The 26241-nt window shown below is 72.7% G+C and carries 25 protein-coding genes; 3 read left to right on the forward strand and 22 right to left on the reverse strand.

Annotated features, from left to right (window positions below):
• Positions 1-8 precede the first annotated feature (8 nt).
• The 22 genes from ACGFRB_RS12095 to ACGFRB_RS12200 all read right to left on the reverse strand — a co-directional run bounded on the left by ACGFRB_RS12095 (position 9) and on the right by ACGFRB_RS12200 (position 24875).
• Positions 9-413 (reverse strand): globin, encoded by a 405-nt coding sequence (locus ACGFRB_RS12095; RefSeq protein ID WP_363000411.1) that lies wholly within the window; start codon positions 411-413, stop codon positions 9-11.
• 300 nt (positions 414-713) lie between these two features.
• The gene (locus ACGFRB_RS12100) at positions 714-2216 is read right to left on the reverse strand and encodes an FHA domain-containing protein (protein ID WP_393242205.1); all 1503 of its coding nucleotides are present in this window, start codon (positions 2214-2216) and stop codon (positions 714-716) included.
• Between the two features lie 49 nt (positions 2217-2265).
• Positions 2266-3588: a VWA domain-containing protein gene (locus tag ACGFRB_RS12105; RefSeq protein ID WP_393242207.1), complete on the reverse strand. Its 1323-nt coding sequence runs from the start codon at positions 3586-3588 to the stop codon at positions 2266-2268.
• A gap of 136 nt (positions 3589-3724) precedes the next feature.
• Positions 3725-5128 carry a protein phosphatase 2C domain-containing protein gene (locus ACGFRB_RS12110; RefSeq protein WP_393242210.1) on the reverse strand — a complete coding sequence of 468 codons (1404 nt, stop codon included), beginning with the start codon at positions 5126-5128 and terminating at the stop codon, positions 3725-3727.
• A 2-nt stretch (positions 5129-5130) separates the two neighbouring features.
• The gene (locus ACGFRB_RS12115; RefSeq protein ID WP_393242547.1) at positions 5131-7557 is read right to left on the reverse strand and encodes a tetratricopeptide repeat protein; all 2427 of its coding nucleotides are present in this window, start codon (positions 7555-7557) and stop codon (positions 5131-5133) included.
• 59 nt (positions 7558-7616) lie between these two features.
• Positions 7617-9014: a hypothetical protein gene (locus ACGFRB_RS12120; RefSeq protein ID WP_393242212.1), complete on the reverse strand. Its 1398-nt coding sequence runs from the start codon at positions 9012-9014 to the stop codon at positions 7617-7619.
• 20 nt (positions 9015-9034) lie between these two features.
• Positions 9035-10030, reverse strand: a complete 996-nt coding sequence (locus ACGFRB_RS12125; protein WP_393242549.1) for a glutamate ABC transporter substrate-binding protein — start codon at positions 10028-10030, stop codon at positions 9035-9037.
• 413 nt (positions 10031-10443) lie between these two features.
• Positions 10444-11910 (reverse strand): hypothetical protein, encoded by a 1467-nt coding sequence (locus ACGFRB_RS12130; RefSeq protein WP_393242214.1) that lies wholly within the window; start codon positions 11908-11910, stop codon positions 10444-10446.
• Positions 11911-12284: 374 nt separating this feature from the next.
• Positions 12285-13274, reverse strand: coding sequence for an N-acetylglucosamine kinase (locus tag ACGFRB_RS12135; protein WP_393242216.1), 990 nt, complete (start codon positions 13272-13274; stop codon positions 12285-12287).
• Positions 13265-14602, reverse strand: coding sequence for a 6-phospho-beta-glucosidase (locus ACGFRB_RS12140; RefSeq protein ID WP_393242218.1), 1338 nt, complete (start codon positions 14600-14602; stop codon positions 13265-13267). Before ACGFRB_RS12140 ends, ACGFRB_RS12135 begins: the two co-directional genes overlap by 10 nt.
• 9 nt (positions 14603-14611) lie before the next feature.
• On the reverse strand, positions 14612-15415 hold the full coding sequence (locus ACGFRB_RS12145) for a carbohydrate ABC transporter permease (RefSeq protein ID WP_393242551.1): 804 nt from the start codon (positions 15413-15415) through the stop codon (positions 14612-14614).
• 141 nt (positions 15416-15556) lie between these two features.
• The gene (locus ACGFRB_RS12150) at positions 15557-16525 is read right to left on the reverse strand and encodes a carbohydrate ABC transporter permease (RefSeq protein ID WP_393242220.1); all 969 of its coding nucleotides are present in this window, start codon (positions 16523-16525) and stop codon (positions 15557-15559) included.
• A gap of 14 nt (positions 16526-16539) precedes the next feature.
• Positions 16540-17901 carry an ABC transporter substrate-binding protein gene (locus ACGFRB_RS12155; RefSeq protein WP_393242223.1) on the reverse strand — a complete coding sequence of 454 codons (1362 nt, stop codon included), beginning with the start codon at positions 17899-17901 and terminating at the stop codon, positions 16540-16542.
• Positions 17902-18010: 109 nt separating this feature from the next.
• Positions 18011-19237, reverse strand: coding sequence for an ROK family transcriptional regulator (locus ACGFRB_RS12160; protein WP_393242552.1), 1227 nt, complete (start codon positions 19235-19237; stop codon positions 18011-18013).
• A 234-nt stretch (positions 19238-19471) separates the two neighbouring features.
• Positions 19472-20119, reverse strand: a complete 648-nt coding sequence (locus ACGFRB_RS12165; RefSeq protein ID WP_393242226.1) for a class I SAM-dependent methyltransferase — start codon at positions 20117-20119, stop codon at positions 19472-19474.
• A 61-nt stretch (positions 20120-20180) separates the two neighbouring features.
• Positions 20181-20675: a hypothetical protein gene (locus tag ACGFRB_RS12170; protein ID WP_393242229.1), complete on the reverse strand. Its 495-nt coding sequence runs from the start codon at positions 20673-20675 to the stop codon at positions 20181-20183.
• Positions 20676-20802: 127 nt separating this feature from the next.
• The gene (locus ACGFRB_RS12175) at positions 20803-22488 is read right to left on the reverse strand and encodes a carbohydrate binding domain-containing protein (protein WP_393242232.1); all 1686 of its coding nucleotides are present in this window, start codon (positions 22486-22488) and stop codon (positions 20803-20805) included.
• A 187-nt stretch (positions 22489-22675) separates the two neighbouring features.
• Positions 22676-23062, reverse strand: a complete 387-nt coding sequence (locus ACGFRB_RS12180; protein ID WP_393242235.1) for a hypothetical protein — start codon at positions 23060-23062, stop codon at positions 22676-22678.
• A 28-nt stretch (positions 23063-23090) separates the two neighbouring features.
• Entirely contained in the window at positions 23091-23987 is an 897-nt protein-coding gene (locus ACGFRB_RS12185) for a JmjC domain-containing protein (protein ID WP_393242238.1), read from the reverse strand.
• A 79-nt stretch (positions 23988-24066) separates the two neighbouring features.
• Positions 24067-24300 carry a DUF397 domain-containing protein gene (locus ACGFRB_RS12190; RefSeq protein WP_393242241.1) on the reverse strand — a complete coding sequence of 78 codons (234 nt, stop codon included), beginning with the start codon at positions 24298-24300 and terminating at the stop codon, positions 24067-24069.
• Positions 24301-24369: 69 nt separating this feature from the next.
• On the reverse strand, positions 24370-24606 hold the full coding sequence (locus ACGFRB_RS12195; protein WP_393242243.1) for a hypothetical protein: 237 nt from the start codon (positions 24604-24606) through the stop codon (positions 24370-24372).
• Positions 24603-24875 (reverse strand): hypothetical protein, encoded by a 273-nt coding sequence (locus tag ACGFRB_RS12200; protein WP_393242246.1) that lies wholly within the window; start codon positions 24873-24875, stop codon positions 24603-24605. The genes ACGFRB_RS12195 and ACGFRB_RS12200 overlap by 4 nt, the downstream gene beginning before the upstream one ends.
• Before the next feature lie 96 nt (positions 24876-24971).
• On the opposite strand from ACGFRB_RS12200, the gene ACGFRB_RS12205 reads away from it, so the two are divergent.
• From ACGFRB_RS12205 to ACGFRB_RS12215, 3 genes are read left to right on the forward strand one after another with little or no spacing between them, the layout of a single operon-like run.
• Positions 24972-25808: a Scr1 family TA system antitoxin-like transcriptional regulator gene (locus ACGFRB_RS12205; RefSeq protein ID WP_393242249.1), complete on the forward strand. Its 837-nt coding sequence runs from the start codon at positions 24972-24974 to the stop codon at positions 25806-25808.
• Positions 25805-26005 carry a DUF397 domain-containing protein gene (locus ACGFRB_RS12210; protein WP_393242252.1) on the forward strand — a complete coding sequence of 67 codons (201 nt, stop codon included), beginning with the start codon at positions 25805-25807 and terminating at the stop codon, positions 26003-26005. The genes ACGFRB_RS12205 and ACGFRB_RS12210 overlap by 4 nt, the downstream gene beginning before the upstream one ends.
• A complete protein-coding gene (locus tag ACGFRB_RS12215) occupies positions 26002-26196 on the forward strand; it encodes a DUF397 domain-containing protein (protein ID WP_393242255.1) in 195 nt (64 codons plus the stop codon). Before ACGFRB_RS12210 ends, ACGFRB_RS12215 begins: the two co-directional genes overlap by 4 nt.
• Positions 26197-26241 lie beyond the last annotated feature (45 nt).

Here is a 26241-nt window from a genome sequence, read left to right on the forward strand (position 1 = left end):
GGGCGTCCTCAGCCCGCGGTGTTGATCATCGCGGCGGCGGCGTGCGTCATGTACGCCCACAGCTCGCGCTCGTCCTCCGGCGCGAGCCCCGCCTCGTCCACCGCGTCGCGCATGTGGCTCAGCCAGGCGTCGTGCGCCGCCCGGTCCACGGTGAACGGGATGTGCCGCATCCGCAGCCGGGGATGGCCCCGGTGGTCGCTGTAGGTGCGCGGGCCGCCCCAGTACTGCATGAGGAACAGAGTGAACCGCTCCTCGGCCGGGCCGAGGTCCTCCTCCGGGTACATCGGCCGCAGCAGCGGGTCCTCGGCCACCCCCTGGTAGAACCGGTGGACCAGGCGCCGGAAGGTCTCCTCGCCGCCCACCCGCTCGTAGAAGGTCTGCTCCTGAAGCGTGTCGCGCGGAATCTCGTTCACCCGTCAATCGTCTCAGACGTCCCGGCGAACGACCGGGGGTCCGGGAGGAACGGTGGCCGAAATCGCTTCCGGCCGCCGGGCGGGCGAGGCCAGGGGAGGGGGAAACGCGAAGCGCTCCCGCTCAGGCGCCGTGGTGGCGGGAGGAGCGGGAGCGCTTCGGGGGCTGCGGTACGGGGGCTGCTGTACGTGGGCCGGCCGGTCCCGGGGCGCCGTTGCCGTACGGCGTACCCCGGGGGGATCTCTGTCAGGTCGGCCGTGACCGCGACCGGGACCGCGACCCGGACCGGGACAGGGAACGGGTCAGCCGCGGCGGACCGTGATCGTCGTCCAGGCGCCGACGTGCACCCGGTCGCCGTCCGCGAGCTGCACCGGCACGTACGGCTGGATCGGGTCGGGCGAGCCGTTGATCGTGGTGCCGTTGGTGGAGTTCTGGTCCACCACCGCCCACGAGCCGTCGGGCTGCGCCACGAGCACCGCGTGCTGGTGCGAGACGCCCGGGTCCTCCGGCGGGACCGACAGGTCGACGTCGGGCGACTCGCCGGTGGAGTGCCGGCGGCGGCCGATGCTGACCTGGCTGCCCTGGAGGGGGACGCGCTGCTCGGGGGAGTACGCGGGCATGTTGAGCCCCGTGGCCTCCGGTCCGCTGCGCTGCATCATCGCCATGAAGTACTCGCGGTCCGGACCGATCACCGCGGTCCACCCGGCGGGCCGGCCGGGCTGCCGGCCGAACGGCGCGGGTGGCCCCTGCGGGTCGGGGGCGCCCGGCATGCCGGGGCCCTGGGGTGCCTGCGGACCCGGGCCGAAGCCGTGCGGGCCGGGGGCTCCGGGATCCTGCGGGCCCGGTCCGGGCGGAGGCGGCAGCTGCCCGCCCTGCCCCGGACCGCCCTGTCCCTGGCCGGGCGGCGGGGGCATGCCCGGACCCGGCGCGACGGGCGCGGGCGGTGCCTGCGGGCCCGACTGCGACGGGGGCGGCAGCAGCCAGTCGTCGTCGGCGCGCCGCCGAGGCGGCGGGGGCATGCCCGGACCCGGCGCGGCGGGCGGGGCCGGCTGGAACGCCTGCGGAGCCTGGGGTGCCTGGGGCGTCTGCGGGGGCCGGGGCCCCTGCGGCGGCTGCGGTCCCTGCCCCTGCCCCGGTCCCTGCCCCTGCCCCGGTCCCTGCCCCTGCCCCGGTCCCTGCCCCGGGCCGGGGGCCGGGGGCGCCGGCGGACCGGCCATCGGCGGACGCTGCGACGGCGACTGGAGGTGCGTCGGGTCGGTGCTCAGCGGCTCCGCCGGGCGATTCACCTGCGAGGGCCGCGAGCCCTGGTAGTCGAACGGGTCGGCGGGCGGCCGAGGAGCCGACGGTCCCGGCGGCGGGGCCTGGAAGCCCGGCGGCAGGTGGACGCCCCCGGGCGCGGGAAGGCCGGTGGGAGCGATCGGGGTGTACGAGGTCGCCGTGTTCGTGAGGAAGTTCCAGCGGCACTCCTCGCAGAAGGGCGCCATCTGCTCACGCGGGGTGCGGCACTGCGGGCACAGCTCGGCCTGGGCGGTCGCGCCCGGCTCGTACCCACCGGGGCCACCGGGTCCGGCAGGCCCACCGGGGCCACCGGGTCCGAGAGGTCCACGGGGGCCGCCAGGGCCACCGGGGCCGGGCATGCCGGGGCCCGCCGGACCGCCCGGTCCGGGGTAGCCGTAGGCGGGCGGCGGCGGGGGAGACTGCGGTACGGCACCCGTCGGCGCACCCGCCCCGGCCGCCATGCGGTGGCCGCAGACCTCGCACCAGTCGTCGGAGACCGACTGGTGTCCGTTCGGGCAGGTAGGCATGTCGGTGCTTCCCCCTCTCGTCGTCCGTTGCCCTGGCGGGCAGCGCGGGCTACTTCTTCACACGTACGGTCTTGGTGGAGCGTGTCTCGAGAGTCATCTCGTCCGCTTCCGCGACCTTCGCCTTCAAACGCACAGTACCGGTCGCGGCGTCGACCACGTCCACCACCTTCGAAAGCAGTTTCGCCGTATCCGCGTTGCCGGAGGCCGCGGCGAGCTGCACGGCCCGCCCGAGCTTCGCCGTCGCCCCGTCGTGGTCGCCCGACTTGCGGGCGTCCAGCCCCTGCTGGATGACATCGGCGAGCTCCGCCTGGCCGGTGTAGTGCGCGACCTGCGGATTCATGGCCGTGGACATCACCATGTCGTCCGTCCACACCGCCCGGACCAGTCCCTGGGCGAGCGCCGTCGGCGGACCGCCCGCCGCGTCCGGGACGATCAGCGAGACCCGGGCGGCCAGCATCTCCTGGCCGATCGAGGCCTCGGGCACCCGGACCGAGACGTGGTAGTCGCGGGACTCGTCGCCCCAGGAACCGGTCGGGTAGTCGCCGGCCCGCGGGCCCGCCTCGCTGCGCCGCCCGACCAGGTCCTCGACCGTCGGGGCGACCTGCTTCACCAGGGAGATCTCCACGCCCACCGGGGTCCACAGGCGCAGCGCGACATCCGCGACCTCCTTGCCCATGACGTGCTCCATCATCGCCGTGAAGTCGGCCTTGAGCCCGGCCGGATCGGCGACGATGTCGGCGGTGCCGAGCAGCGTCCGGGCGATGCCCCGGACCTCGTCGACCTCCCAGTCGGTGCCCACTCCGCGCGCGTCGCAGGTGAAGCGGCCCGTACAACTCTCCAGGGCGGCCCGCAGATCGGCGGGCGACTCGTGCTCGTTGCGGCCGTCGGTGAGCAGGATGCCGTGCCGGATCGGGGCCTTCGCGGCGGACAGCAGCCGGTCGGCGAGCCGGAGCCAGGTGCCGATGGCGGTGCCGCCGCTCGCGGTCAGCGCCCGCAGCGCCCGCTTGGCCTCTTCCCGGGTCCGCGCGTCGGCCGTCGCCAGCCTGCCGTCGCCCGGGTAGACCTCGCGCGCCACATGCGTACCGGCCACCAGCGCGAAGGCGGTGCCGTCGCGCAGGGTGTCGATGGCGGCGACGGCCGCCTCGCGCGCGCCGCGCATCTTGGTCGGCGGGTATTCCATCGACCCCGAGCAGTCGAGCATGAGCACGACCGCGGTGGAACCCGCGGATCCGGCGGACGGGCCGCCGGTGCCGCCGCCGGTCGCGGTGACGGTGACGATCGCGTTGACGTCCCGGCCGCCCTCCGGCAGGAACTCGTTCTGGTACACGTCCACCGAGAACTGGGGCCCGGTCGGTTTGGCGAAGTTGGCCATGTGGGATGCGGCTCCTCGGCTCACGAGAAGGGAAACGGCGTCAGGACAGCGGACGACAGCGGAAGTCGCCGGAAGACGGGGATACGGGGAGACGGGGATACGGGGATTCGGAGGGCCTGACGGGCCGGAGGGCTCGTCAGGCGGCGGGTTCCGCCTCCTCGGGCGGCAGCGCGAACGGCAGCAGCGCGACGGTGATGTTGTCGTGGCCGCCGCCGTCGAGCGCGTGGCCCACGAGGACCTGCGCGGCGTGCAGCGGACGGTCCGAGGCGTCGGCGGGCAGCACCCGGGCCATGTCCTCGGCGCCCTCCGCGTAGTTCCACAGCCCGTCGGTGCAGACCAGCACCACGCCCGGCCGGTCCGGCTTGAACGCGGCGGTGTGCGGCTCCAGTTCGTACGCGTCGGCGCCGAGCCAGCCGGTGATGGCGTGGGCCCGCTCGTCCGCGTACGCCTGCGCCTCGGTCATCAGCCCCGCCGCGACCATCTGCGCGGCCCACGAGTCGTCCTCGGTGAGCCGGGCGGGCGGGACGGAGCGGTCGTCGGGCACCCAGTAGGCCCGGCTGTCGCCGACCCAGCCGACGATGAACACCTCGCCGGCGACGACCGAGCCGACGATGGTGCAGGCCGGGGCGTTCTGGTGCTCGCGCTCGCCGGTGGGCGGCGCGGCCAGCGCGTTGACCGCCTCGGACGCGGCCACGATCGCCTCGTGCATGGCCGTCTGCGGATGGGTGCCGGCCGGCAGCGCCGCCACCAGCGCGGCGCTCGCGGCGGCGGCGGCCGCCTCGGACGCCTCGTCGGGGCGGGTCGCCGAGGAGACGCCGTCGCAGACGATGCCGATGGTGGCGGGGGAACCGTCGGGCAGCGCCGAGGCGGCGACGGAGAAACTGTCCTCGTTGCGGTGATGGCGCAGACCCCGGTCACTGACGGCGGCGACGGAGGGAAGTTCCCGCTCCATGTGGTCGCGCTCGCGCGGCTGGGCGTGCCCGCAGTGCTCGCAGTAGCCGTCGCGGTCGACCCGACCGGTCCGGCAGGCCACGCACACCTTCCGGCGGTCGCCCGCACCGCCCGTACTTTCCACGCCGCCCGCGCCGTCGGCCGCCTGGAGCGCGGCCCGGGGATCGGGCGCGGCGAGCGTGAAGTCGCCGTCGGGCTCCGGGCCGTCCGCCTCGGCGGCACCGTCCCGCTCCGGATTCTGCGCCTCCGCACCGCCCGGCGCGGACACGCCTGCCCCCGGGCCGTCCGGGGCCCCGGGCACCTCGTCCGTACGCAGCGGAACCGCCGGCAGCTCCCCGCCGCCCGACGCGAGGCCCGGCAGATCGCCGGGATGCTGGGTCGCCGTGGACAGCGCCTGGGGGTCCCGCGGCGGGGCCTCGGGCCAGTCCACGGGCAGCGGGAGCGGCACCGTCGGCCGGTCCGGCCGGGGCCGGGCGGCGGCCGACAGGTCGTAACCGCACGCCCCGCAGAAGCGGTCCCCCGATTCGAGCGGTTCCGCGCACACCGGGCAGGTGCCCAGGGGGTGCGGGGGCTGGGGCTTCAGGGACATACTCACACCCACGTCCGGGGGCGGAAACGGTTGGCCCGCTCCACCAGTTCGATCCTCTCCTCGCCGCGCTGGGCGAGCCGGGCGAGCACCCGGTACGAGCGTTCCAGGCCGAAGCGCAGTCCGCGCTCGTCCAGTTCGCTGCCGAGCAACAGTGTGCCGTCCGGGCCCGCGCCGGGGCTGCCGGACAGCACCCAGTCGAGCGCCGTGCCCAGCACCTCCGTCGCCAGCCGCTCACGGCGCACCGCGTCGAGCCCGAAGCCCGCGAGCGCCGAGACCTGCGCGGCGGCGGCCGTCAGGTCCGCCCCCAGCGGCTCGTTCGCCGGCCGGCGCCGCAGCCGGGCCCGTACCGCCGCGACCCGCGCCGCCGTGTAGTGGATGGACGACTCCGGTACGGACTCCAAGGCCCGCACCGCGCCCGCCCGGTCGCCGGCCGCGAGCCGCACCCGGGCCAGGCCGAACGCCGCGCTCACATAGCTCGGGTCGGTCGCCCACACCAGCCGGTAGTACTCGGTCGCGTTGTCCAGCTGGCCCAGCACCTCCGCGCACACGCCGAGCGCCAGCTTGGGCGCCGGCTCGCCGGGGAAGGCGTCGTAGATCGCGTCGAAGGCGAGCGCCGCGCTCTCCCGGTCGCCGCTCGCCAGGGAGGTGACGCCCCGGTACCAGACCACCCGCCAGTCGTCGCCGAAGCCCTGCTCCAGATCGGCCAGCGACCGGCCGGCCGCCCCCAGATCGCCCATTTCGAGGCGGGCCCGCAGTTCGCGCAGCCGCAGTTCGAGCGAGGTGACCGGGGCCGCGTGCAGGGCGGTGATCAGTTCGGCGGGCGCGGCGGCGAGCAGACCGGCGAGGAAGCCCGCGTTGGCGTCGCCCGGGTCGACCCGGGGCACCGGCAGCGCCAGCGTGGTCGCGGGCACGTCCAGCGGGCGCAGGAACGCGCCGCCCCGGCCGCCCACCGCCGTCGGCAGCGCCCGCCCCCCGCGCCGCGACCCCTCCGTGCGCCGCGCGCCGAGGACCGACACATCGTCGGTCTGCTCGGCGAACAGCTCGCTGTCCGTGACCCGTACCTCGGCGCCGAACAGCGTCGACAGGGCGGGCCGGGGCCGGCCCGACTGCAGCGCCACGACCTCCCGCAGCACCCCCGTCAGCTGCTCGGCCATCTCCTGCGCCGAGCCGAACCGCCGCGCCGGGTCGGGGTCGGTGGCGCGCACGAGGAAGCGGTAGAACGACTCGTACGTCCGCAGCACCTCGATGCCGTCCGGCTCCGGCAGCGAGTCCGCGTACACGTTCGTGTAGCCCTGGAAGTCGAAGGTCAGCACCGCCAGGGTGCGCGCCACCGTGTACAGGTCGCTCGCCACCGACGGGCCCAGCTCCGCGACCTCCGGCGCCTGGTAGCCGACCGTGCCGTAGATCGCCGACTCGTCGTCGTCCATCCGCCGGACCGCGCCCATGTCGATGAGCTTCAGCTGATCCTCGGTCTGGATCGCGTTGTCGACCTTGAAGTCGCAGTAGAGCAGGTTGCGGCTGTGCAGATGGCCCAGCGCCTCCAGGGCCTCGATGCCGTACGCGCAGGCCTGCTCGACCGGCAGCGGATCGCGCCGCCCGTCGGGCGTACGGCGCTCGTTGGCGATCTCCTTGAGCGACTTGCCGCCCACGTACTCCATGACGATGTAGCCGTCCATGGAACCGGTGCGCTGGTCCAGGTGCTCGACGAAGTTGTAGATGCGGACGATGTTCGCGTGCTCGATCTCGGCGAGGAACCGGCGCTCCGAGATGGCCGCCGCCATGGCGTCCTGGTCGCCGGTGTCGAGCAGGCCCTTGAGCACCACCCAGCGGTCCGAGACCGCCTTGTCGACGGCCAGATAGACCCAGCCGAGACCGCCGTGCGCGAGACAGCCCACCACCTCGTACTGGCCGTGCACCACGTCCCCGGCGGCCAGCTTCGGCACGAAGGAGTACGGGTGGCCGCACTTGGTGCAGAAGCCCTCGGTACGGCCCTGCCGCTCGCCGCGCGAACGGCCCACCGGGGCACCGCAGTCGGAACGCGAGCAGAATCGCTTCCTCTCCGGGACCTCCGGGTTCGCCATGACGGCCCCGCGCGGATCGGGGCGCGGCACCCCGGGCATCGTGACCAGACCGGCGCCGAGCCGGCCCCGCCCCGACTGCGCGCCCGACGAACCCGAGCTGCGCACCGACACCGAACGCACCGTGCTCTGTCCCGACAGCGACCGCGACAGCCGCCCGGACACCGAACGCCGGGACGCCGAGGACCGCGCGGACGCCCGCGACGAGGCGCGCGAGCCACCGCGCACCGAACCGCTGACCGGCTCCCGGGCCGGCACCGCGACACCCGTCGGGTTGGCCGCGAGCACACCGCCGGGCGCGACGACCGGGGCGAGCCCGCAGGTGTCGCAGTACAGCTCGCCGCCTCCCATGTCCTCGTACGACCCCTCGCACGACGGACGCTGACAGCTGCCCACGAGGGGCTCCCCGTTCACCACTGGCTCTCCCTGCCGTCCGAACCGTCCCCCGCGCCGTGGCCGCCAGAGCCGCCACAGCCGTTTCCGCAGCCGCTTCCGCCGCCGTGGCCCTGGCCGCCCTGGCCGATCCGGCCACCCGCCGCACCCTCGACGGCATCCCGCGGCGCCGACAGCGCCTCCGCCGCGGCCCGCTGGTAGCGCAGCACCGCCTGCTCGGCGACCCGCAGATCGCACGGCGCGCTCCACAGCATCCGGCGCGCCGCGTCGTACCGCTCGACCAGCAGCGGATCCTCCGCCGCGCCGAGCCGGGCCGTCTTCGCCTTGTACGCGTCGAGCCGGCCGCGCAGCTCCGCGCGCACCGCGAGCGGGGCGGTGACCGCCGTCAACGACTCGCGAGCCCGCAGGAGTTCGTCCTCCGCCTCCCGCTCCAGGGCGTCGAGCAGCGGCGACAGCCGGTGCCAGCGGGCGTGCCGGCGGTGCTCCGCGGCCGTCGCGAGCCGCTCCTGGAGGGCGGTCGGCGGGCCGCTGACCGCGGGGACCTCACAGGCGGCGATCTTCGCCAGCACCTCGACGCGGGCCGACCTGGCCTCCGCGAGCGTGCGATCCGCCCGCGACAGCACGTCCCGCAGCCGCAGCAGCCGGTCCTCCGCGTCCTGCCGGACCTGGAGCACCGCCTCGATCTCGCGCCGGATGTCCTCCAGGGCGAGCGCCGCCCGGTCGTACCGCCCGGTGTCCGGCCGCCCGCCACCGGGCGCCGAACTGCCCCCGGCGGAGTGCCAGAACGCCAGCGGATCCGACACCACCTGGGTGCGCAGCGCCGCCAGCTCGGTCGTGATCTCCGCCAGATCGTCCCCGGCCGGATGCTCCCCGGGCCGCACCCCGACCGAGTGCGCCAGCGAACGCGTCCGGCCCAGCTCGGCGGCGAGCAGATCTATCCGGGCGGGCAGCGCCGACCAGACGGCGTCGGCCGTCACCACCACGTCGAGCGAGCGCGCGTACAGCTCGTTCATCCGGGCGACCAGGCCCTCAAGCGTGAACGACTCGGTCAGCGCGGCCTGTTCGCCCGCCCCGCCCGGCACCTGCACATGCTCCCCGCGCAGCAGCCCGGTCAGCTCGGTCAGCTCCTCCTTGCCCGGCCAGCGCCGCCGGGAGCGCACCTCACGGGCGGCGTGCAGGGCGTCCGTGTACGCCTCGAAGCACGCCCACAGCACGGTGATCGTCCGCTCGGTGCGCTGCCAGCGGTCCCGGGTCGTCCCGGTCAGCTCGGCACCTTCGAGCAGCCTGCGGCCGGCGTGGTCCTGGAGCGCGAGGAGCGAGTCCTCGACCGCCTTGTGCTCCGCGCCGAGCCGCGCCAGCGCACGGTCCACCTCGTCCCGGTCCATCACCGGCCCGGGGAGTCCCGCGACGCCCATCGATCACCTCTTTCGTTCCGCTACTTGTACTTCGGGGCCGGCGGCCCGGATATGCCGGGCAGGTCCGCCTTCAGCCAGGTGTCGTACGCCTTCTGCCAGGGGCCCTGCCGGTAGTGCACGAGCACCTGGTTGACCCGGCGGACCAGGTCGTCGTTGCCGAGCTTGGCGGCCACCCCGTAGTACTCGGTGGTGAACGGCTTGCCCTTCAGCTCGACCGCCGGGTCCTGCGCGGCCTGGCCGGCGGCCAGCGCGTTGTCGGTGACGACCGCGTCGACCTCGCCCAGCTGGAGCCGGGCCAGACAGTCCAGCTGGTTGGGCACGGTGAGCAGGTCCGGGTCGTCCTTCGTACCGTCGCCCTTGTCCTTGTAGACCGAGCCGAACGACTCCCGCTCCAGCGCCTCGTAGGCCGTCGAACCCTCGGCCGTGCACACCCGCTTGCCGTCCAGCGAGTGGTCGTAGCCGGTGATCAGCGAGGACTTGGGGGCGAGGACCTGTTGGCCGGCCTGGAAGTAGGCGGTGGAGAAGGCCACTTGCTCGGCCCGCTTGCAGTTGATCGTCATCGTGCGCACCACGAGGTCGACCTTGCCGCTCTCCAGGGCGGCGATCCGCTGGTTGGTCGGGATGGTGCGGAAGACGATCCGGTTCTCGTCGCCGAGGATGTCCTTGGCGATGGCCCTGGCCAGATCGATGTCAAAGCCGCGCAGCTCGCCGGGGGTCTCCTTGAACGAGCCGTCGGGCTGCCGGGTGACGGTCGGCGGGGTGCGAAAGCCCCAGTTGTAGCTGGACTGGTCGACGCCGACGACGAGCTTGCCGCGCGCCTTGATCATCGTGACCGAGGCTCCGTCGGCGCCCGAGGGGCTCAGCGACGCCTCGGGGTCGCGGCAGGAATCCGCGGCGCTCACCTGCACCAGTCCGTCCGCGCCCGCGGCGGGCCGGACCGGCACGTCGGTCCCGGCGCCGGCGTGCGGCAGCCCGACCAGTGCGAGCGAGGCCGTCAGGGCGCACCCCAGCCCCATCGCGGCCACCCCGCCCCAGCCCCGCGGCCGCCCTGCGCGCGGCCGTACGGGAGCGGCCGAGGCCACGGCCGGCGGCTTCGGGGCCAGGTTCAGACCGGAGCCGGAGCCGGTGCCGCCGGACGGGCCGGGGCCCGCCACCGGCTCCCCGGCACCGGCGTACGCGGCTCCCGCGTACGCGGTTCCGGTGTGCGCGGTATCGGTGTACGTGGCGCCGGCCGAGGAATCCTCGCCCACGGGGCGCCCCGTGCCGTTCACCGCACCGTTCACCGCACTCCCCGCCGCGCCATGGCCGGAGACCCGGCGCGGGCGGGGCGGGTGGGGCGGGCGCGCGGCGGCGCCGCCGGGGAGGGTGTCGTCCACGACCCGTCCCGGCTCGTCGTTCTGCTCGATGTCGTCCGGCATGGCTCCCCCTCTCACCGGTACTCCGACAGTCTGCGGTTGCCGCCGACGACCACTCCGGCCGCGGCGAGCACGCCGAGCACGGCCACCCCGAGCGGCAGCCCCGTCAGCGCGTTCCGGCCGCCGTCGGCGGCGCGGGTGAACTCGTCCTGCTCATGGGCCAGGGCGCGGCCCAGTGCCGCGTCGACCTGGTCGAAGGACTGCCCGGTGGACAGGGCGGTGCCGGTGATCAGGTTCATCGCGCCGGTGAAGTCGCCCTCGTCGTCGAGTGTGCGGGCCTGCTGGTGACGCTCGCGCCATTCGGTGGTCCGCTTCGACGCCTCGGTCAGCGGGTCGCCCCCGGCCTTGTCGTCGGCGAGCCGGACCGCGGCCTTCAGGTCCGAGGTCAGCGCGGTCATGCTGCTGGTGTAGTCGGCCTCATACTTGTCGGTCTTGCCGTCCTCGGCGAGCACGGCGCCGCGCGCGACCACGGCCAGGTTCTCGTTGGCGCGGGCCTTCAGGGAGTTGATCCGGGCCTGGTTGAGCACCTGGAGGGACTCCTGGCCGTGCGTGCGGGCGTCGTCGAGCCCGGCCCGGGCGAGCCCGTGCCCGGTGGCCAGCCACACCAGCGCGGCCACGGTGGCCGTCGACGCGGCCAGCAGCCCGTGGTTGAACACCCGGTTCGTCCGGCGGTAGTCGCGGCGCTGCGCCCAGACCAGCACCGCCAGCGCCAGGACGCCGAGCGCGATCGACAGGAACGGCCAGGTGCGGGCCGCGTCGTCGTCCTCGTGGAGTCGTCCCGTCTCCGCCGCGTACAGCCGCTCGGCGGCCGGCAGCAGCCGGGTGCTCATCGTCTGGTTCGCGTACCGCAGATAGGCGCCGCCGAGCGGCAGGCCCTGTCGGTTGGCGGCGCGGGCCCGCTCGATCAGACCCGTGTAGCGCGGCAGGAACTCGTTGAGCGTGGCGAGTTCGCGTGCCGAGGTGCCGTCGGGACCGGTGTGCGCGGCGGCCTTCACCAGGAGCCGGGAGGCCGTGGTGACGTCGTCCGTGTACCGCTTGCGGATCTCCGCGGTCTCCTGCGGGCCGGCCAGGAAGCCGCTCGCCGCGGTGGCGTCGGCGTCGGCGAGCGAGCGGTATATGTCGGCGGCGTCGGCGCTCAGCGGCTGGCTGCGGTCGACCACGTCGTCCGCGTACGAGGACCGGTAGGCGACCTCGAAGGCCGTGACGGCGCCGAAGGCGAGCACGAGCAGCGCGAGCACCGCCCCGAGGATCCGCAGCCGGCCCGGCTCGGTCGTGGCGGCCCGGCGCAGCGTCGCGCGGCCCTGCGACCACACTCCCGGCGTCTTCGGCGATCCGGCCGGCGCCCCGACGGCGGATCCCCGGCCCGGTCGCGGCGCCGGCGGCGGTCCCGGCTGCGCGGGCACCTGGGCGCCCGGCCGTGCGGGCGCGCCTGCCGTGCCCCGCGCCGCGGAGGCGGCGGGCGCGTTCGGCGGGTATGTCACGTGACCTCCCCCTCGGTCTTCGACGTCGACCCCGTCCTGCCGGTCTGCTCGCGGACGGCGACCCGGCCAGCAGTATGGCGGCAAGGGCCCGGTCCCCACACCGGGATTGACTCGATCTTGTTCCTATCCTGCCCCACGTTCACGCCCGCACGGCGGGCGTACCCCCATCAACTCCCAACACTGTGAATACGCCTGCGGCCCCGATTCGGTTCCGTTCCGGCTGTCGCTCGAAGGAGTGAACAGGCGTACGGAGCGCCCCGGGAGGACGCTCCGCACACCCCGTGCCCCGCACCCCGTACGCACCACCCGGCACGTACATCACATCCGACGCTCCCGGCTCACCGCCGTGAGCGTGAGCGGGGCGGCCGCCGCGCTCACGCGTAGTGCGCCCGCAACCGTGCCGCCGCCTCGGGCCCCGCCCCCTCCTCGTCCAGCGCGAGCAGACCGGCCCCCAGCACCGGCGCCGCCGTCACCACCCGGATCACCGCCTTCGGCGCCCGGGCCGCGAGGAGTTCGGCGATCCGCTCGTCCAGTCGCGGATGGCGCGCGGCCAGCACACTGCCGCCGAGCACCACCGGCGCCTCCTCGTCGAGGAGCCGGAGCCGTCCCAGGGCGACCGTCGCCATGGCCACGACCTCCTCGGCGAGCCGGTCCACCAGCGCCCGGGCCACCGGGTCGCCCTCCGCGCTTGTACGGAACAGGACCGGTGTCAGCTCGTGCTTGCGCGCCGGCGGCAGTCGCCCCCTGTGCAGCGCCTCGATCAGCGCGTACATCGACGGCAGCCCGAAGTGCTCCGGCAGCGTGCGGGCGAGGGCCGTGGCCTCGCCCCGGCCGTCCTCGGCGCGCGCGGCGAACCACAGCGCCTCGTCGGCCAGTCCGCCGCCCCCGCCCCAGTCCCCGGATATCTTCCCGAGCGCGGGGAACCGGGCCGTGCGCCCGTCCGGCAGCATTCCGGCGCAGTTGATCCCGGCGCCGCACACCACGGCCACCCCGCGCGGCTCGTCGACCCCGGCGCGCAGCAGCGCGAAGGTGTCGTTGTACACCCGGTTCGTCCGGCTCCAGCGCCGTTCGTCGAGGGCCTGCTCCAACTCCCTTTCCTCGACCGGAAGATCGGCGTTCGCCAGGCAGGCCGTGATCCGGGCGAACCGCGGGGCGAGCCCCGCGCCGCCCGCCGCCCCCCAGGCCCGCCGAGTGATCTCCGCGAGCACGTCGACGGCCGCCTCGACCCCGACCACCGGTGGCTGGAACCCGCCGCCGCGCGCCTCGCCGAGGACCTGGCCGTCCCGCGAGAGCACCGCCACGTCCGTCTTGCTGTTCCCCGCGTCGATCGCGAGCAGCACCCCGTTCAGAGGTCTCACGCCCACGGCAGGTGCTCCCGGTTGTGCGCGATCAGCCGGTCGGTCAGCCCGTCCGCCGTCTCGATCTGCCCGATCAGGGGATGTGCGAGCAGCGCCTTGAACACCCGGTCCCGGCCGCCGCGCAGTGCCGCGTCCAGGGCCAGGTCCTCGTACGCCGTGACATGGGAGATCAGCCCCGCGTACAGCGGGTCGAGCGCCGGCACCGGCAGCGGCACCGCGCCCTTCGGCCCGACCGCCGCCTGCACCTCGATCACGGCGTCGTCGGGCAGGAAGGGCAGCGTGCCGTTGTTGTACGTGTTCACCACCTGGTACGGCGAGCCGCCGCCGGCCGCCCCGCCCGATGTTCCGCCGCCCGCTGTCCCGTCGGCCGCCCCGCGCGAGGTCCCGCCCGATGTCCCCCCGAGCAGCACCGCCGCCAGGTCGACCGCCGCCTCCGAGTAGAAGGCGCCGCCCCGCTTGGCGAGCAGCTCCGGCTTCTCGTCGAGCGCCGGGTCCCCGTACATCTCCAGCAGCCGCCGTTCCATCTCCGCGACCTCGGCGGCCCGCGACGGCTTGGTGCGCAGCTCCTCGACGACGACGTCGTGCGCGTAGAAGTAGCGCAGGTAGTACGAGGGGACGACACCGAGCCGGTCGAGGACGGACACCGGCAGACGCAGGTCCTCGGCGATGCCGGCGCCGTGCTCGGCGAGCAGCCGGGGCAGCACGTCCTCGCCGCCGGGCCCGCCGAGCCGCACCCCGGTTTCCCAGGTGAGGTGGTTGAGGCCGACGTGGTCGAGATGGAGGGCGGACGGGTCGAGACCGAGCCGGGCGGCGAACTTCCGCTGGAGGCCGATCGCCACGTTGCACAGTCCGACGGCCTTGTGCCCGGCCCGGAGCAGCGCCCGGGTCACGATGCCGACCGGGTTGGTGAAGTCGATGATCCAGGCGTCCGGGTTGGTGCGGCGGACGCGTTCGGCGATGTCGAGGACCACGGGGACGGTGCGCAGCGCCTTGGCGAGGCCGCCGGCGCCGGTGGTCTCCTGGCCGACGCAGCCGCACTCCAGCGGCCAGGTCTCGTCGCGCTGCCTGGCCGCCTGTCCGCCGACCCGCAGCTGGAGCAGGACGGCGTCGGCGCCCGCGACGCCCGCGTCCAGGTCGGAGGTGGTGACGATCCGCCCGTCGTGGCCCTGCTTGGCGAAGATCCGCCGGGCGAGCCCGCCGACCAGGTCGAGCCGCTCTGCGGCCGGGTCGACGAGGACGAGTTCGGTGACGGGCAGGGTCGCGCGGAGCCGCGCGAACCCGTCGATCAGTTCGGGGGTGTAGGTGGAACCGCCCCCTACGACAGCGAGTTTCATCTTCTCTGGCTAACCCTTCACTCCGCTCAGTGCGACTCCCTCGACGAAGGCTTTCTGGGCGAGGAAGAACACGAGGATCACGGGGGCCATGACCAGGACGGTCGCGGCCATGGTCAGATTCCATTCGGTGTGGTGCACGCCCTTGAAGGACGCCAGGCCGTAGCTCAGCGTCCACGCGGACGGGTTCTCGGAGGCGTAGATCTGCGGCCCGAAGTAGTCGTTCCACGCGGCGAAGAACTGGAAGAGCGCGATCGCCGCGATGCCCGGCTTCGCCAGCGGCAGCACGATCCTGAGCAGGACCCGGACCTCGCCGCAGCCGTCGAGCCGGGCCGCGTCGAGCAGGTCGCGGGGGAGCGTCAGCAGGAACTGGCGCAGCAGGAAGATGGAGAAGGCGTCGCCGAAGGCCGTCGGGACGATCAGCGGCCACAGGGTGCCGGACAGGTCCAACTGCCGGGTCCAAAACAGGTACATCGGGATGACGAGGACCTGCGGCGGCAGCATCATCGTGGCCACGACGAGCATCAGGACCAGCCGTTCGCCCCGGAAACGGAAGGTGGCGAGCGCGTACGCGACGGGCACCGACGACACCACGGCGAGGACGGTGCCGAGGCCCGCGTACAGCAGGCTGTTGCGCCACCAGGTGAGGAAGCCCGGGGTGGTGAGCACGGTGCGGTAGTTGCCCCAGTTGAAGGTGCCCGGGGTGAGGTCGCGGGTGAGGGCCTGCTGGTCGCTCATCAGGGAGGTGAGGAGGACGAAGACGAAGGGGAGGACGAAGAAGAGCGCGGCGGCGACGGCGAGCGCGTGCACCGCGATCCAGTGGAGGACGGCGGCGCGGCGGACGGCGCGGGGGGTACGTGGGGTGCGGAGGCCGCGGGGGGTACGGCGCCGGGGGCGCCTTCGTGCGGCGCCGGACTCTTCCCGTACCTCCGGCGAGTCGAAGAGAACGCTCACGGCTCAGCCACCCGCCCCGGCAGCCCCGGCCGCGACGCCGCTCCGCCGCCGCATGAGCAGCGCGGTGAGCGACAGCGCGAGGGTGAACAGGACGAGCGCGACGACACAGGCCGACCCGTAGTCGAAGCGCTGGAAGCCTTGCTGGTAGACGAGTTGGGGCAGCGTGAGCGTCGACTTGTCGGGGTAGCCGGGCTCGAAGGGCCGGCCGGATCCGCCGGCGGCGCCCGAGGCGATCTGCCCGGCGACCAGCGGCTGGGTGTAGGACTGCGTCGCCTGGATGACCCCGGTGACCACGGCGAACAGCACGACCGGCGCGATGTTCGGCAGGGTCACGTAACGGAAGCGCTGGTACGCCGAGGCGCCGTCCAGCTCGGCCGCCTCGTACTGCTCCCTCGGTACGTCGAGCAGGGCGGCCACGAAGATCACCATCAGGTCGCCGACGCCCCACACCGCGAGCACGGTGAGTGCGGGCTTGGCCCACGCCGGGTCGCCGAACCAGGCGGGACCGTCGATCCCGAACCGGGCCAGCAGCCCGTTCACCGGCCCGGTGCCGGGGTTGAGCAGGAAGACGAAGGCGAGCGTGGCGGCCACCGGCGGCGCGAGGAACGGCAGGAAGCACAGGGTGCGCAGCAGCCCGGCGCCCCGCTTGACGCGGGTGACGAGCAGCCCCACGCCGAGCCCGAAGACGACCCGGCAGACCGTCGTCGCGGCCACCAGCCACAGGGTGTTGCGCAGCGCCGGCCAGAAGAGCGGCGAATCGCCGAAGACGTACGACCAGTTGGTGAGTCCGGCGAACGAGGGGGCGGTGAACCCGTCGTAGTCCATGAAGGAGAAGTAGACGGTCGCGGCCAGCGGGTAGGCGAAGAAGACGCCGAAGCCCACCAGCCACGGCGACAGGAACGCGAGCGTGCGCAGGGCCCGGCGCCGGCGTCTCGACCGGAGGGCAGCGGTCGCGGGGGTCGCGGTGGTCATCGCGCTCACCTCGGTCACCCGCGCCTGGCCTGGGCCATGTCGGCGTCGATCTGCCGCTCCGTCCGAAGGAGTCCCAGGACGAGGTCGGAGGAGTCCTTCTCCTTCTCGAACCCGTAGGCGAAGTCCTGGAGGGTACGGAGATACGCGCCGCCGTCGAGGGTGCCCGGCGCCGTGTTGGATCGCTTGTCCCGGGCGATGTCGAGGAAGGTCTTGAACCGTGGATCGAGCTTCAGGTCAGGGGACTTGAGCGCGGCGAAGGTCGAGGGGACATTGCGGATGTCGTTGGCGAAGGCGACGACGGCCTCGGTGTCGGTGGTCATGAACCTCACCAGTTCCCAGGCGGCGTTCCGCTTCAGGCTCTGCGCGGAGACGCCCATGATCGTGCCGGAGAGGAAGCCCTTGCCGTAGTCGATCCGGTCCTCGTCCGGGACGGGCATCGGCGCCACGCCGATCTCGAACGGCACCTTGGCGTCCAGGGCCATGCCCAGCCGCCACTCGCCGTCGAGCTGCATGGCGACCTGGCCGGTGTGGAACGGATGCTCGGCGCCGAACTCGTCGCCGAGCCCGGTGCGGAACCGCTCCAGCTTCTCGTAGCCGCCGAGTTCGCGGACCAACTTCTGCTGGAAGTGCAGCAGATTTCGGACGGCGGGATCGAGGGCGAGGGACGCCTTGCCCTTCGGGTCGAAATATCTCGGGCCCCAACTGCCGAGGTAATGCTCGATGTTGTTCTCGTAGCCGTGGTAGTTCGGCAGGAAGCCGACCCGCTCGTATCCGTCGCCGCGCGGCTTGGTGAGCTTCTTGGCGACCGCGCGGAACTCGGACCAGGTCTTCGGTGGGCCGTCGATGCCGGCTTCCTTGAAGGCGGTCTTGTTGTAGTAGAGCCCGTACGCGTCGGTGAGCAGGGGCATCGTGCACCGGCGGCCCTCGAACTCGGTGTACTCCAGGAGGGGCTTGGGGAAGGTCTTCGCCAGGTCGAGCCCGGACTTCTCGATGAAGGGGGCGAGATCGGCGAGCGCGCCCGAGGAGCAGAACCGGCCGACATTGGCGGTCTCGAAGGAGGAGACCACGTCCGGTCCCCTCGAACCTCCGGCCCGCAGCGCCTGGTTGAGCTTGTCGTCGTCGATCCCGCCGACGGCGTGGACCTTGATGTGGGGGTGGGTCTTCTCGAACCGCGCGATGTTCGCGTCGATGGCCCGGACCTCGGAGGGAGCCGACCAGCCGTGCCAGAAGGTGATCGTGGTCCGCCCGCCGGGGCCGTCGTCGGCGCCGCCGGCCGGGGAGCCGGTGCACGCGGTGGCGGACAGGGCCAGCGCCAGGGCGGTGCCGACGGCGGTGAGAGTGGTGAGGGCGCGCCGGTGAGGGTGGGCGGGCGACATGACGGTGTTCTCCGGTCGGGGCTGGGCGGTGGGGGGAGGGGAGTGGGGAGGGGAGGCGGTGGGGGAAGTCAGGTGGAGAAGAGTGGGCGGGAAGAGGCGGCGGGTCGGCTCAGCGGGGGTGGCGGGAGGTGTCGAAGACCTCGTCGCGGGTGGCGGCGAGGGCGGAGACGAGCGCCCCGCACAGCACCGGCCGCCGCTCGACGGTGCCGAGCACCAAACGGGGCTGAGCGTCGGAGAGTTCGGCGAGCTGTTCCTGGACGCGGGCGCGCAGCGGCTCCCCGCCGGGGCGGACAGCCGCGCCGGCGAGGACGACGAGCCCGGGATCGAGGACGGCGACCAGGGCGGCGATGCCGATGGCCAGACGTTCGGCGTAGCCGTCGAGGAAACGGGCGGAGGGCTCGTGCTCGGTGTGCCGTGCGGCGGCCTCCGCGAGCAGCCGGGCCACGGTCGGCACATCGTCCGGCCCGTCGCTCCCGGCCCCGAGCCCCTGTCCGTCCTCGATCCCGCTCCCGCTACCAGGGCCTGTCTCGATCCCGCAGTCGCGCGCGAGCCGGAGCAGTGAGCGGGCACCGGCCAGCTCCTGGAAGCCGCCCGCGCCGGCCTCGGCGACCCGCCGTACCAGCGGGGTCCCGGGCACCGGCATGAGGCCGACCTCCCCGGCGCCGCCGGTGGTACCCCGGTGCAGCCGGCCGCCGAGCACGAGCGCGGCGCCGAGCCCGGTCTCGTTCCACAGCAGCACGAAGTCCTCGTGCCCGCGCGCGGCACCGGTCCGCTGCTCGGCGAGCGCGACGAGATTGACGTCGTTCTCGTACGCGACCGGCATCGGCAGCGCGTTCGCCAACTCGTCGAGCAGGGTGGGGGAGTGCCAGCCCGGCAGATGGGCCGCGTAGCGCAGCCGCCCGGTGGCCGGGTCGAAGGCTCCGGGGGTGCCGATGACCAGACGGTGTACGGCTCCGAGGGTGAGCCCGGCCTTCTCGGCGGCCCCCGCGAGCGCGCCGGCCACCTGACGTACCACCCCGCCCCGTCCGGGCGGCGTGGCGGGCAGCCGGAACTCACCGACGATCTCGCCGGTCACATCGGCGACGGCCGCGTGGATCCGGTCGGCGGTGACATCGAGCCCGGCGGCGTACGCGGCGCGCGGATTCACCGCGTACAACTGCGCGTTCGGTCCGGGGCGGCCTTCGGACATTCCCGTCGCCTCGACGAGTCCGGCGGCTTCGAGCCGGGCGAGGAGCTGGGACGCGGTCGGCTTGGACAGGCCGGTCAGCCGGCCGATCCGGGTCCGCGACAGCGGCCCGTGCGCGAGCAGCAGATCGAGCGCCGCCCGGTCGTTCATCGCCCGCAGTACGCGCGGGGTCCCGGGTGTGCCGACGCCCCCGCCGACGCCGCCGGTGCCGCCGGTGCGCGGGTCCGGGCCGGGAGCCGTGCTCGCCATGACGCCTCCGTCCCCCTGCCTCGGCCACATCACATTGTCAGGAAGGTTTCCTGTCTATTCGAGAGGACGGTAGGACGGCGCCGGGCGAACCGTCAATACCGGACAACCGGACGACCGGCGGCAGCCGGGCAGCGCCTACGCCCTGCGGGCGAGCAGGTGGATCTCCCGGAACTGCCGGAGGTCGGTGGGCTCGGGCTCGCGCACCATCCGTGCCACCTCGTTCAGCCCGGCCGCGCGCAGCAGTGCGGCCATGTGGTCGGGCCACCAGCGGTGGGCGGGCGCGACCGCGTGGTCGAACTCCTGCGTCGCGGGAGACGGTCCGTCGGTCGCCGAGAAGCCGATCAGCAGATGACCGCCGGGGGCGAGGATCCGATGGAACTCCGCGAGGACCTCGGGGAGTTCGGGCGGCGGAATGTGAATGACGGACCACCGGGAGAGAGCACCGCCCAGGGTGCCGTCAGCGATGTCCGGCTCGGTCATCGAGCCCACTTCGAACCGCAGCTCGGGATGGGCCCGCCGGGCCAGTTCGATCATCGCGGGCGAGGCGTCCACGCCGAAGGCGTCGATCCCCGCCTTGGCGAGATACGCGGTGACATGACCGGGTCCGCACCCCAGATCCGCGACCCGGCCGTCCCCCGCCGCGCGGGCGAGCTCGCCGAAGGCGTCCAGGATCGCGCGGTCCAGTGGGAGGCCTGGGAGGCTGTCGTGGAAGAGATCGGCGTAGGTGGAGGCGACGCTGTCGTAGGCCGCGCGGGTGGAGTGGAAGGCTTCGTCTTCGACCATGCCCGCGAGGGTAGTTGCCCCGGTCGCGGGCATGGTCATGGCTTCGTGGTGACAGTCGCGTTCACGCCATCGGGGTCTGCGGACCGTCCTGGTCCGAGGGCGCGGGGGCGATCCAGACGGCTTCCAGGTCCCGGCAGCGGACGGTCAGTGTCGCGTCCGTGAGCGCGATCTCGTGCCGGCATCCGGCCGGGTCCGGAAGCAGCTCGTCCAGCAGGAACGTGTCCTTGTCCATCCAGTCGAGGGCGTGCGCGTAGTCGAAGGAGAAGTGGACGACCCCGGTGTACCTGATCTCCAACTCGTCTTCATGCTTCCACGGGTTGGGAGTGAACCGCACGACGAGCGACCCGCTCTTGTCCGCCGCCACCCGTACCTCTGCCAGCCCTAGATCCTTCACGCAGCGCGGCGAGCTGAATCGGTAGTGATCGGGGTCGGTGGCGAAGGTCCATGCCCCCGGCGGGAGTTCGGGAGCGAGGCACGGTAGCTCGTCAAGGTAGGGGTGGGGGTCGACCGTGAAACCCGGGTACTCCGTGTCCCACGCGACTTTCACGTACCGCATCCGTCCCGTCCCCGCCTTCGTTCGCTGTCGAGCCGTCGAAGGAATTCTCGCCAGTGTCCGACGGCGGCTTCACGGCAGGGGCCCAAGGGGCCCAAGAGGCCCAAGGGGGCGGGGACGGAAGGTGGATTCACCCCATGCCGTGGACCCACTCGCCGACCGCGTTCGACCAGGCGTTGCCGCCCGTCGCGTCCCAGTTCGTCGACCATGCCGCCGGACCGTGGAGATCGGGGTACATCCGCGACGGTCTGAAGGAGCCGCAACTCTCCTTTCGGATGAGGCAGGTGAGGGCGTCGTTCACGACCTGCGGGTCCGTGTAGCCGCTGTCCGGGCCATTCGGGGAGGCGGGTACCCCGAAGCCGACCTGGGCGTTGTGCAGACCGGCTTCGAGCTGGACGCAGGTGAGCGCGGCGAGGAAGTCCACCGAGCCCGGGCTGTACACCTTGCCGTCGCAGCCGGTCAGCGAACCGGTGTTGTAGTACCGCGTGTTGACCACCGTGAGGATGTCCTTCACGGCCAGCGCGGTCTTGAAGTACTCGGTGTCGGCCGACTGCATGTCGAGCGCCTGCGGCGCCAGCGACAGGAACATGTTGGGGCCACCCTTGGCCGACAGCTGACGCAACGCCTTCGTCAGGTAGGTGGAGTCGACGCCGTGATCCAGGGCGATGTCGACGCCGCTGAATCCGTACTCCCGCATCAGGCTGTACGCGCTGTTGGCGAACGCGATCGCGGAGGCGTCGCTGTCGATGGTGACGTTGCCCGACTCGCCGCCCACCGACAGGATCACGGACTTTCCGGCTATCTTCTTGGCCGTGATGTCGGCCTTGAATTCGGCGGTCGACGCGTAGCCGATGGCCGGGTCGAGGGTGAAGCCGATCTGCCCCGGGGTGGGCGTCGACTCGGCGAAGGAGACCGCGATGACGTCGTACTGGGGCGGCACGTCGCGCAGTTTCTGCAGGGGGGCGCCGTTGTCGAAGTTCTGCCAGTAGCCGGTGACCTCGTGCCTGGGCGCCCACGGACGGCGTGGGGGTGCGTAGGACTCGGTCTTCATCGACACCGGCGCCGACTTGGGGGACTCGCCGGCGGCGTTGATGGCACTCACCTCGAACTGGTACGTGGTGTTCTCGGTCAGCCCGATCACGTCGAAGGCGATGCCGGTGACCGTGCTCCTCAGGACGCCGTCGCGGTAGATCCTGTACGCCGTCGCGCCCGGGACCGCGTCCCAGCTGAGGCCGATGCCGTGCATGGCGACGCCGCCCACCTCGAACCCGGTCGGAGTGTCAGGGATCGTCGGCTCCGGGCCCGGAACACCGTCGTCGCCGAGGACCTTCACGTCGTCGACGGAGTAGGCGCCCGTGCCGACCTTTCCGCGTGTGTAGATCTGCACGGACGTGGTGGACGCGCCGGTGATGAAGTAGGTCGGCAGCTCCTTCCAGGCGTTGGTGTTCGACGTCATGGTGTACACGTCGGTGGTGCCGGTGTTCTGGGCGCCGATGTACGTGAAGCCGGGGCCCCGGACCCACGCGCTGAGTTCGTACCTCGTGTTGGGCCTCACCTCCACGGTCTGGGTGCAGGTGGCGTCGTCGGTACTGGTCGGGGTGGCGCGCAGCGCGCCGGTGCCGGTGCGGACGGGCGAGGAGACGACGGCGCCGGTGTCGCCGGAACAGGACCAGTCGGCCAGGCCGTTCTCGAAACCGCCGTTCTTGCCGACGTCGACCGTGACGGCCCGGGCGGTTCCGGTCATGGCGACCGTGCCGACTAAGGACAGGGTGGCGCTGACGACGAGTGTCAGCACGGTTCTGGTGATGCGTGCCATGTGCTGCCTCCGATGGGGGTGGGGTAAGGGAGGTGCGCGCAACAAGTTGGTCAGGCCCCATCGGTAAGTCAAGGCATATGGCAGATAACGCTGTTCGTTCGGCCTCGCCGCTGCCCGAGGCCGGATTCACGGGCTGTCCGAAGGGAGCCCGGGCCGCGCTCGTCGGTCCGGACTCCGTCGCCGCGTGTCAGGTCCCGCCGTGCGGGCAGGGCGGCCCGCCGGCCCGCGGGCAGGCGATGAGCGCCCGCGAGACGAACTGCCGCGCCTTCGAGTAGTAGCCGTGGACCACGTCGGCGCCCGCGGTCAGGAGAAGCGTCTGGCGGGAGCGTTGCAGGCGGTCCCAGACCGGGAAGTGTTCCTCGTCGGCCGGCGGGTTCTGGGTGAGCTCGCTTTCCAGCCACGCCACCGCCTCGTCCACGACGGCGTACGTACCCCGTACCTGGGCCCGGGGGCGCCCGAGCCAGTCCTTGATCTCGATGGGCGGATAGTCGGCGGGCACCTCGCCCCGCCGGATCGCCGAGTCCGGGTAGGACCGGCCGGTGTACGCGTACGCGTGCCAGTGCTGGTGCGTCACCGGCGCAGCGTATCCACGGGGCTGCCCCTCACCGACCACCTGACACGGCCCTTCGCGCGAGTTCGGCCATTCTCGCGGGCTCCTCCAGAATCAGCGCCCCGACCAGGTATTCACGGGTCCAGCGGACGGCTTCCTCGGGGGTTCCGAGGAGCCTCGCGGGCGGGATCTCCGCGCGTAGCGCGGGGTCCGCCAGGGCCCGGGCGGGGAGGTCGCGGGTCATCTCCTCCGCCAGCCAGTGGAACGTCCGCTCCTTCAGCGCGAAGGTGAGATGCAAAGACGTCTCGTCGCCCTCGGTGTACGGGGAATGGACGAATCCCCGGGGCAGCCAGAACACGTCGCCGGGCTCCAGGGTGAACGTCTGCTCCGGTGGTGTGTTGGCGAGAAAGTGCCGTTCCTTGGAAGTGAACCCCCGTTCGAGGAAGTTGTCGTGCTCCGTCGTCGGGTTCTCGACGAACGGCGGATGGAGCGGCCAGGTCTTGCGGCCGGCGAGCTGCGCGATGAGGGTCACGTACGGGTCGTAGTGGTACTTCAGTCCTTGGGCGCCGGGTGGCGTCATGTACGCGTTCACGTGCACCAGGCAGCCGGTCTCCGCCTGGATCTCGTGCCGCAGCACGCTCAGGGACGGCTTGACCGTCTGGAGTCCGCGTACGGAGAGGGTGCCGCCGCTGTCGAGGTGCGCGCGGACGGCCCCGGGACGGGGCATGTCCCCGTCGGCGCCGATGTACGTGTGCCGCTCCAGCACCTTGCCGTCCTTGAGCAGGACGACATTGCGCGCGGGCAGGCACTCGGCGTCCACCAGGGCGTTCACTTCGGCGAGCGACCACAGCGCGGCGAGCGCACGCGGTGAACGGCGGTGCAGTGTCGGGCGGGTGGGCCAGTGTTCGAGGATCCTCGGGACGTCGTCCACGAGATCGGCGAGAGGCATGGCGGTCCTTGAGGGAGCGGGAGATCCGGGAAGGGGGCGGGGCCCGTCACCGCGTGCGGTGACGGGCCCCGCAGGCGGGTCAGACGGCCGGTTCGGCCCTGGTCAGCCATTCGCGGGCGAACGCCGTGATCTCCGCCGCGCTCATCCGCAGTTCCCGGCCCACGCCCTCGGGCTTGCTGTCGCCCAACGCGTAGCCTCCGCCGCGCAGTTCGGCGAGGGTGATGCAGCTCTCCATATTCCCGTCGTTGTCCGTGCCGCCGCCGCACAAGGCGGCGAACGGGCCGGACACTTCCCGGGCGTACAAGTCGGTCATAGGCTTGCTCTCCTGATCTCTGTCTTCGGATGGGGGTCGGCCCTCGCTCCCGGGCGGTCTTGCCGGACATCACCGGGGGCGGGGGAACTCCTTGACGGTCATCTTCGGCGGGTCGTGCGGGTGGTTGCGGATCTCCACCGCGCAGTCGACGGCGGCCGATTCGTCGTGCCGGGGACCCGTGCACGTGTAGTGGTCGAACCACCGGGCGAGGTGCGCGCAGAGCGTGCATCCCGGCGCCGGTTCGGGGCGGGCGCGAAGCCCGTGGTCCACGGAGAGGACGTGCGTCGCGGATTCCCCGGGTGTCACGGGCTGATCTTTCGCACGGGAGTGGTCAGGGCGCGGATCCATTCCCGTTCGGCCTCGGTGGGTGCTCGCAGGTCCGCCGGTTCCGGATTCCACTCGGTGCCACCGCACGGCGGGCGGAGGTACAGGACCCCGTGGTCGTCGAGGGCCGTCACCTCGCCGATGCGGGGCGGCTGCCGGCCGGTGTCCACGACGTACGAACCGACGGCGGGCAGGGGGCTGGAGTCATTGGGGGGCGCGTGGGAAGGAAGGTGCGCCTGCTTATCTGACAACACAACTCCTCTCTGTAGCGGATTCGCTACCAGGGGTCGTCAGGCTGGCGTAAAGTCGGACTGTCTTCAACTGGGCATGCGTGAAGGGGGACTTGCGTGAATCGCAAGGAGCTGAACCCGGAGAGCGGGCCGCTGGCGGCCTTCGGAGCGCGCTTGCGCGAGGCACGCGAGGCCAGAGGGTGGACGCAGGACGAACTGGGTGAGCGACTGGGGTACTCCGGTACGCATGTCTCGGCCGTGGAAACTCTCCGGAAACCCCCGACTCTTCGTTTCGTGAGGAGTCTGGATCGGATTTTCGGAACGGCCGGGACCGACGAGTCGTTCGAGCAGGAGTGGAGGGAGATCCGTCACGGATCGCTGCTCGCGGGTTTCCCGGAGTTTGTCCGCTACGAAGGACGCGCGGTCGAGATCCGGCTCTACGAAGTCGGGGTCATGCCTGGCCTGCTCCAGACTCCCGAGTACGCCGCCGCTATTGCCGAGGGCCACATCAGGCGGGGTGCGATCACGCCGGAGCAGGCGGAAGAGCGGGTGTCCCTTACCGGGGACCGGCAGGCGGCCCTCGTCCGGACTCCTCTCCCTTTGATCTTCGTGGTCCTGGACGAGAGTTGCATCCGGCGACCCGTTGGCGGACCGGGGGTGATGAGTGCTCAGTTCGACCGGCTGATCGAGTTCGCCGAGCAACCAAACACCCACCTCCAGGTGGCCCCGTTCGCCCTGGGGGATCGACGGCCCTTCAACCTGCCCGTCACGGTGCTGACCTTGGCGGACCGCTCGCTCATGTCGTATGCGGAATCCGCTCAACAGGGCTATCTGGAACGGGACACGGGATCTGTCGTCCCTCTCCTGACGGGCTACCATCAGCTTCAGGCCGAAGCTCCCTCGCAGGGGGCATCCATGGCCCTGATCGACGAGGTACGAAAGGGTATGTCGTGACGACCGCATCCCCCCGCTGGTTCAAGTCCTCCTATAGCGACAACGGTGGCCAGTGCGTCGAGGTCGCCGTCAATCTGGCCGCCTCGCGTGGTGTCGTTCCGGTGCGTGACTCGAAGGTCCAGGACGGTCCCGTCCTGGATGTCTCCGTTGCCGCGTTCTCCTCGTTCGTGGCAGGTGTGAAGGGGCAGGTGCGATGACCGAATCCCCCCGCTGGTTCAAGTCCTCCTACAGCGAGAACGGCGGCGCTTGCGTCGAGGTCGCCGTCAACCTCGTCGCCTCGCGTGGCGTGGTCCCCGTGCGTGACTCGAAGGTTCAGGATGGTCCGGTTCTGGACGTCCCCGTCGCCGCGTTCTCCTCCTTCGTCGCGAGCGTCAAGCGCGGTCGCTGACCGACGAAAGGGCGGCCCCCACCTTCCGGTGGGGGCCGCCCTTTC

Origin of the sequence: Streptomyces sp. NPDC048718, from assembly GCF_043198875.1 — a bacterium.
In the GTDB taxonomy this organism is placed as follows: Bacteria; Actinomycetota; Actinomycetes; order Streptomycetales; family Streptomycetaceae; genus Streptomyces.

Excerpts from the sequence above, each read along its gene's own strand:
- ACGFRB_RS12140 (WP_393242218.1), bottom strand. The coding sequence starts at position 14,602 with ATGAAACTCGCTGTCGTAGGGGGCGGTTCCACCTACACCCCCGAACTG.
- ACGFRB_RS12110 (WP_393242210.1), bottom strand. The coding sequence starts at position 5,128 with ATGTCCCTGAAGCCCCAGCCCCCGCACCCCCTGGGCACCTGCCCGGTG.
- ACGFRB_RS12175 (WP_393242232.1), bottom strand. The coding sequence starts at position 22,488 with ATGGCACGCATCACCAGAACCGTGCTGACACTCGTCGTCAGCGCCACC.
- ACGFRB_RS12165 (WP_393242226.1), bottom strand. The coding sequence starts at position 20,119 with ATGGTCGAAGACGAAGCCTTCCACTCCACCCGCGCGGCCTACGACAGC.
- ACGFRB_RS12155 (WP_393242223.1), bottom strand. The coding sequence starts at position 17,901 with ATGTCGCCCGCCCACCCTCACCGGCGCGCCCTCACCACTCTCACCGCC.
- ACGFRB_RS12190 (WP_393242241.1), bottom strand. The coding sequence starts at position 24,300 with ATGACCGACTTGTACGCCCGGGAAGTGTCCGGCCCGTTCGCCGCCTTG.
- ACGFRB_RS12170 (WP_393242229.1), bottom strand. The coding sequence starts at position 20,675 with ATGCGGTACGTGAAAGTCGCGTGGGACACGGAGTACCCGGGTTTCACG.
- ACGFRB_RS12185 (WP_393242238.1), bottom strand. The coding sequence starts at position 23,987 with ATGCCTCTCGCCGATCTCGTGGACGACGTCCCGAGGATCCTCGAACAC.
- ACGFRB_RS12150 (WP_393242220.1), bottom strand. The coding sequence starts at position 16,525 with ATGACCACCGCGACCCCCGCGACCGCTGCCCTCCGGTCGAGACGCCGG.
- ACGFRB_RS12115 (WP_393242547.1), bottom strand. The coding sequence starts at position 7,557 with ATGGGAGGCGGCGAGCTGTACTGCGACACCTGCGGGCTCGCCCCGGTC.
- ACGFRB_RS12105 (WP_393242207.1), bottom strand. The coding sequence starts at position 3,588 with ATGGCCAACTTCGCCAAACCGACCGGGCCCCAGTTCTCGGTGGACGTG.
- ACGFRB_RS12215 (WP_393242255.1), top strand. The coding sequence starts at position 26,002 with ATGACCGAATCCCCCCGCTGGTTCAAGTCCTCCTACAGCGAGAACGGC.
- ACGFRB_RS12100 (WP_393242205.1), bottom strand. The coding sequence starts at position 2,216 with ATGCCTACCTGCCCGAACGGACACCAGTCGGTCTCCGACGACTGGTGC.
- ACGFRB_RS12160 (WP_393242552.1), bottom strand. The coding sequence starts at position 19,237 with ATGAACGACCGGGCGGCGCTCGATCTGCTGCTCGCGCACGGGCCGCTG.
- ACGFRB_RS12125 (WP_393242549.1), bottom strand. The coding sequence starts at position 10,030 with ATGGGGCTGGGGTGCGCCCTGACGGCCTCGCTCGCACTGGTCGGGCTG.
- ACGFRB_RS12120 (WP_393242212.1), bottom strand. The coding sequence starts at position 9,014 with ATGGGCGTCGCGGGACTCCCCGGGCCGGTGATGGACCGGGACGAGGTG.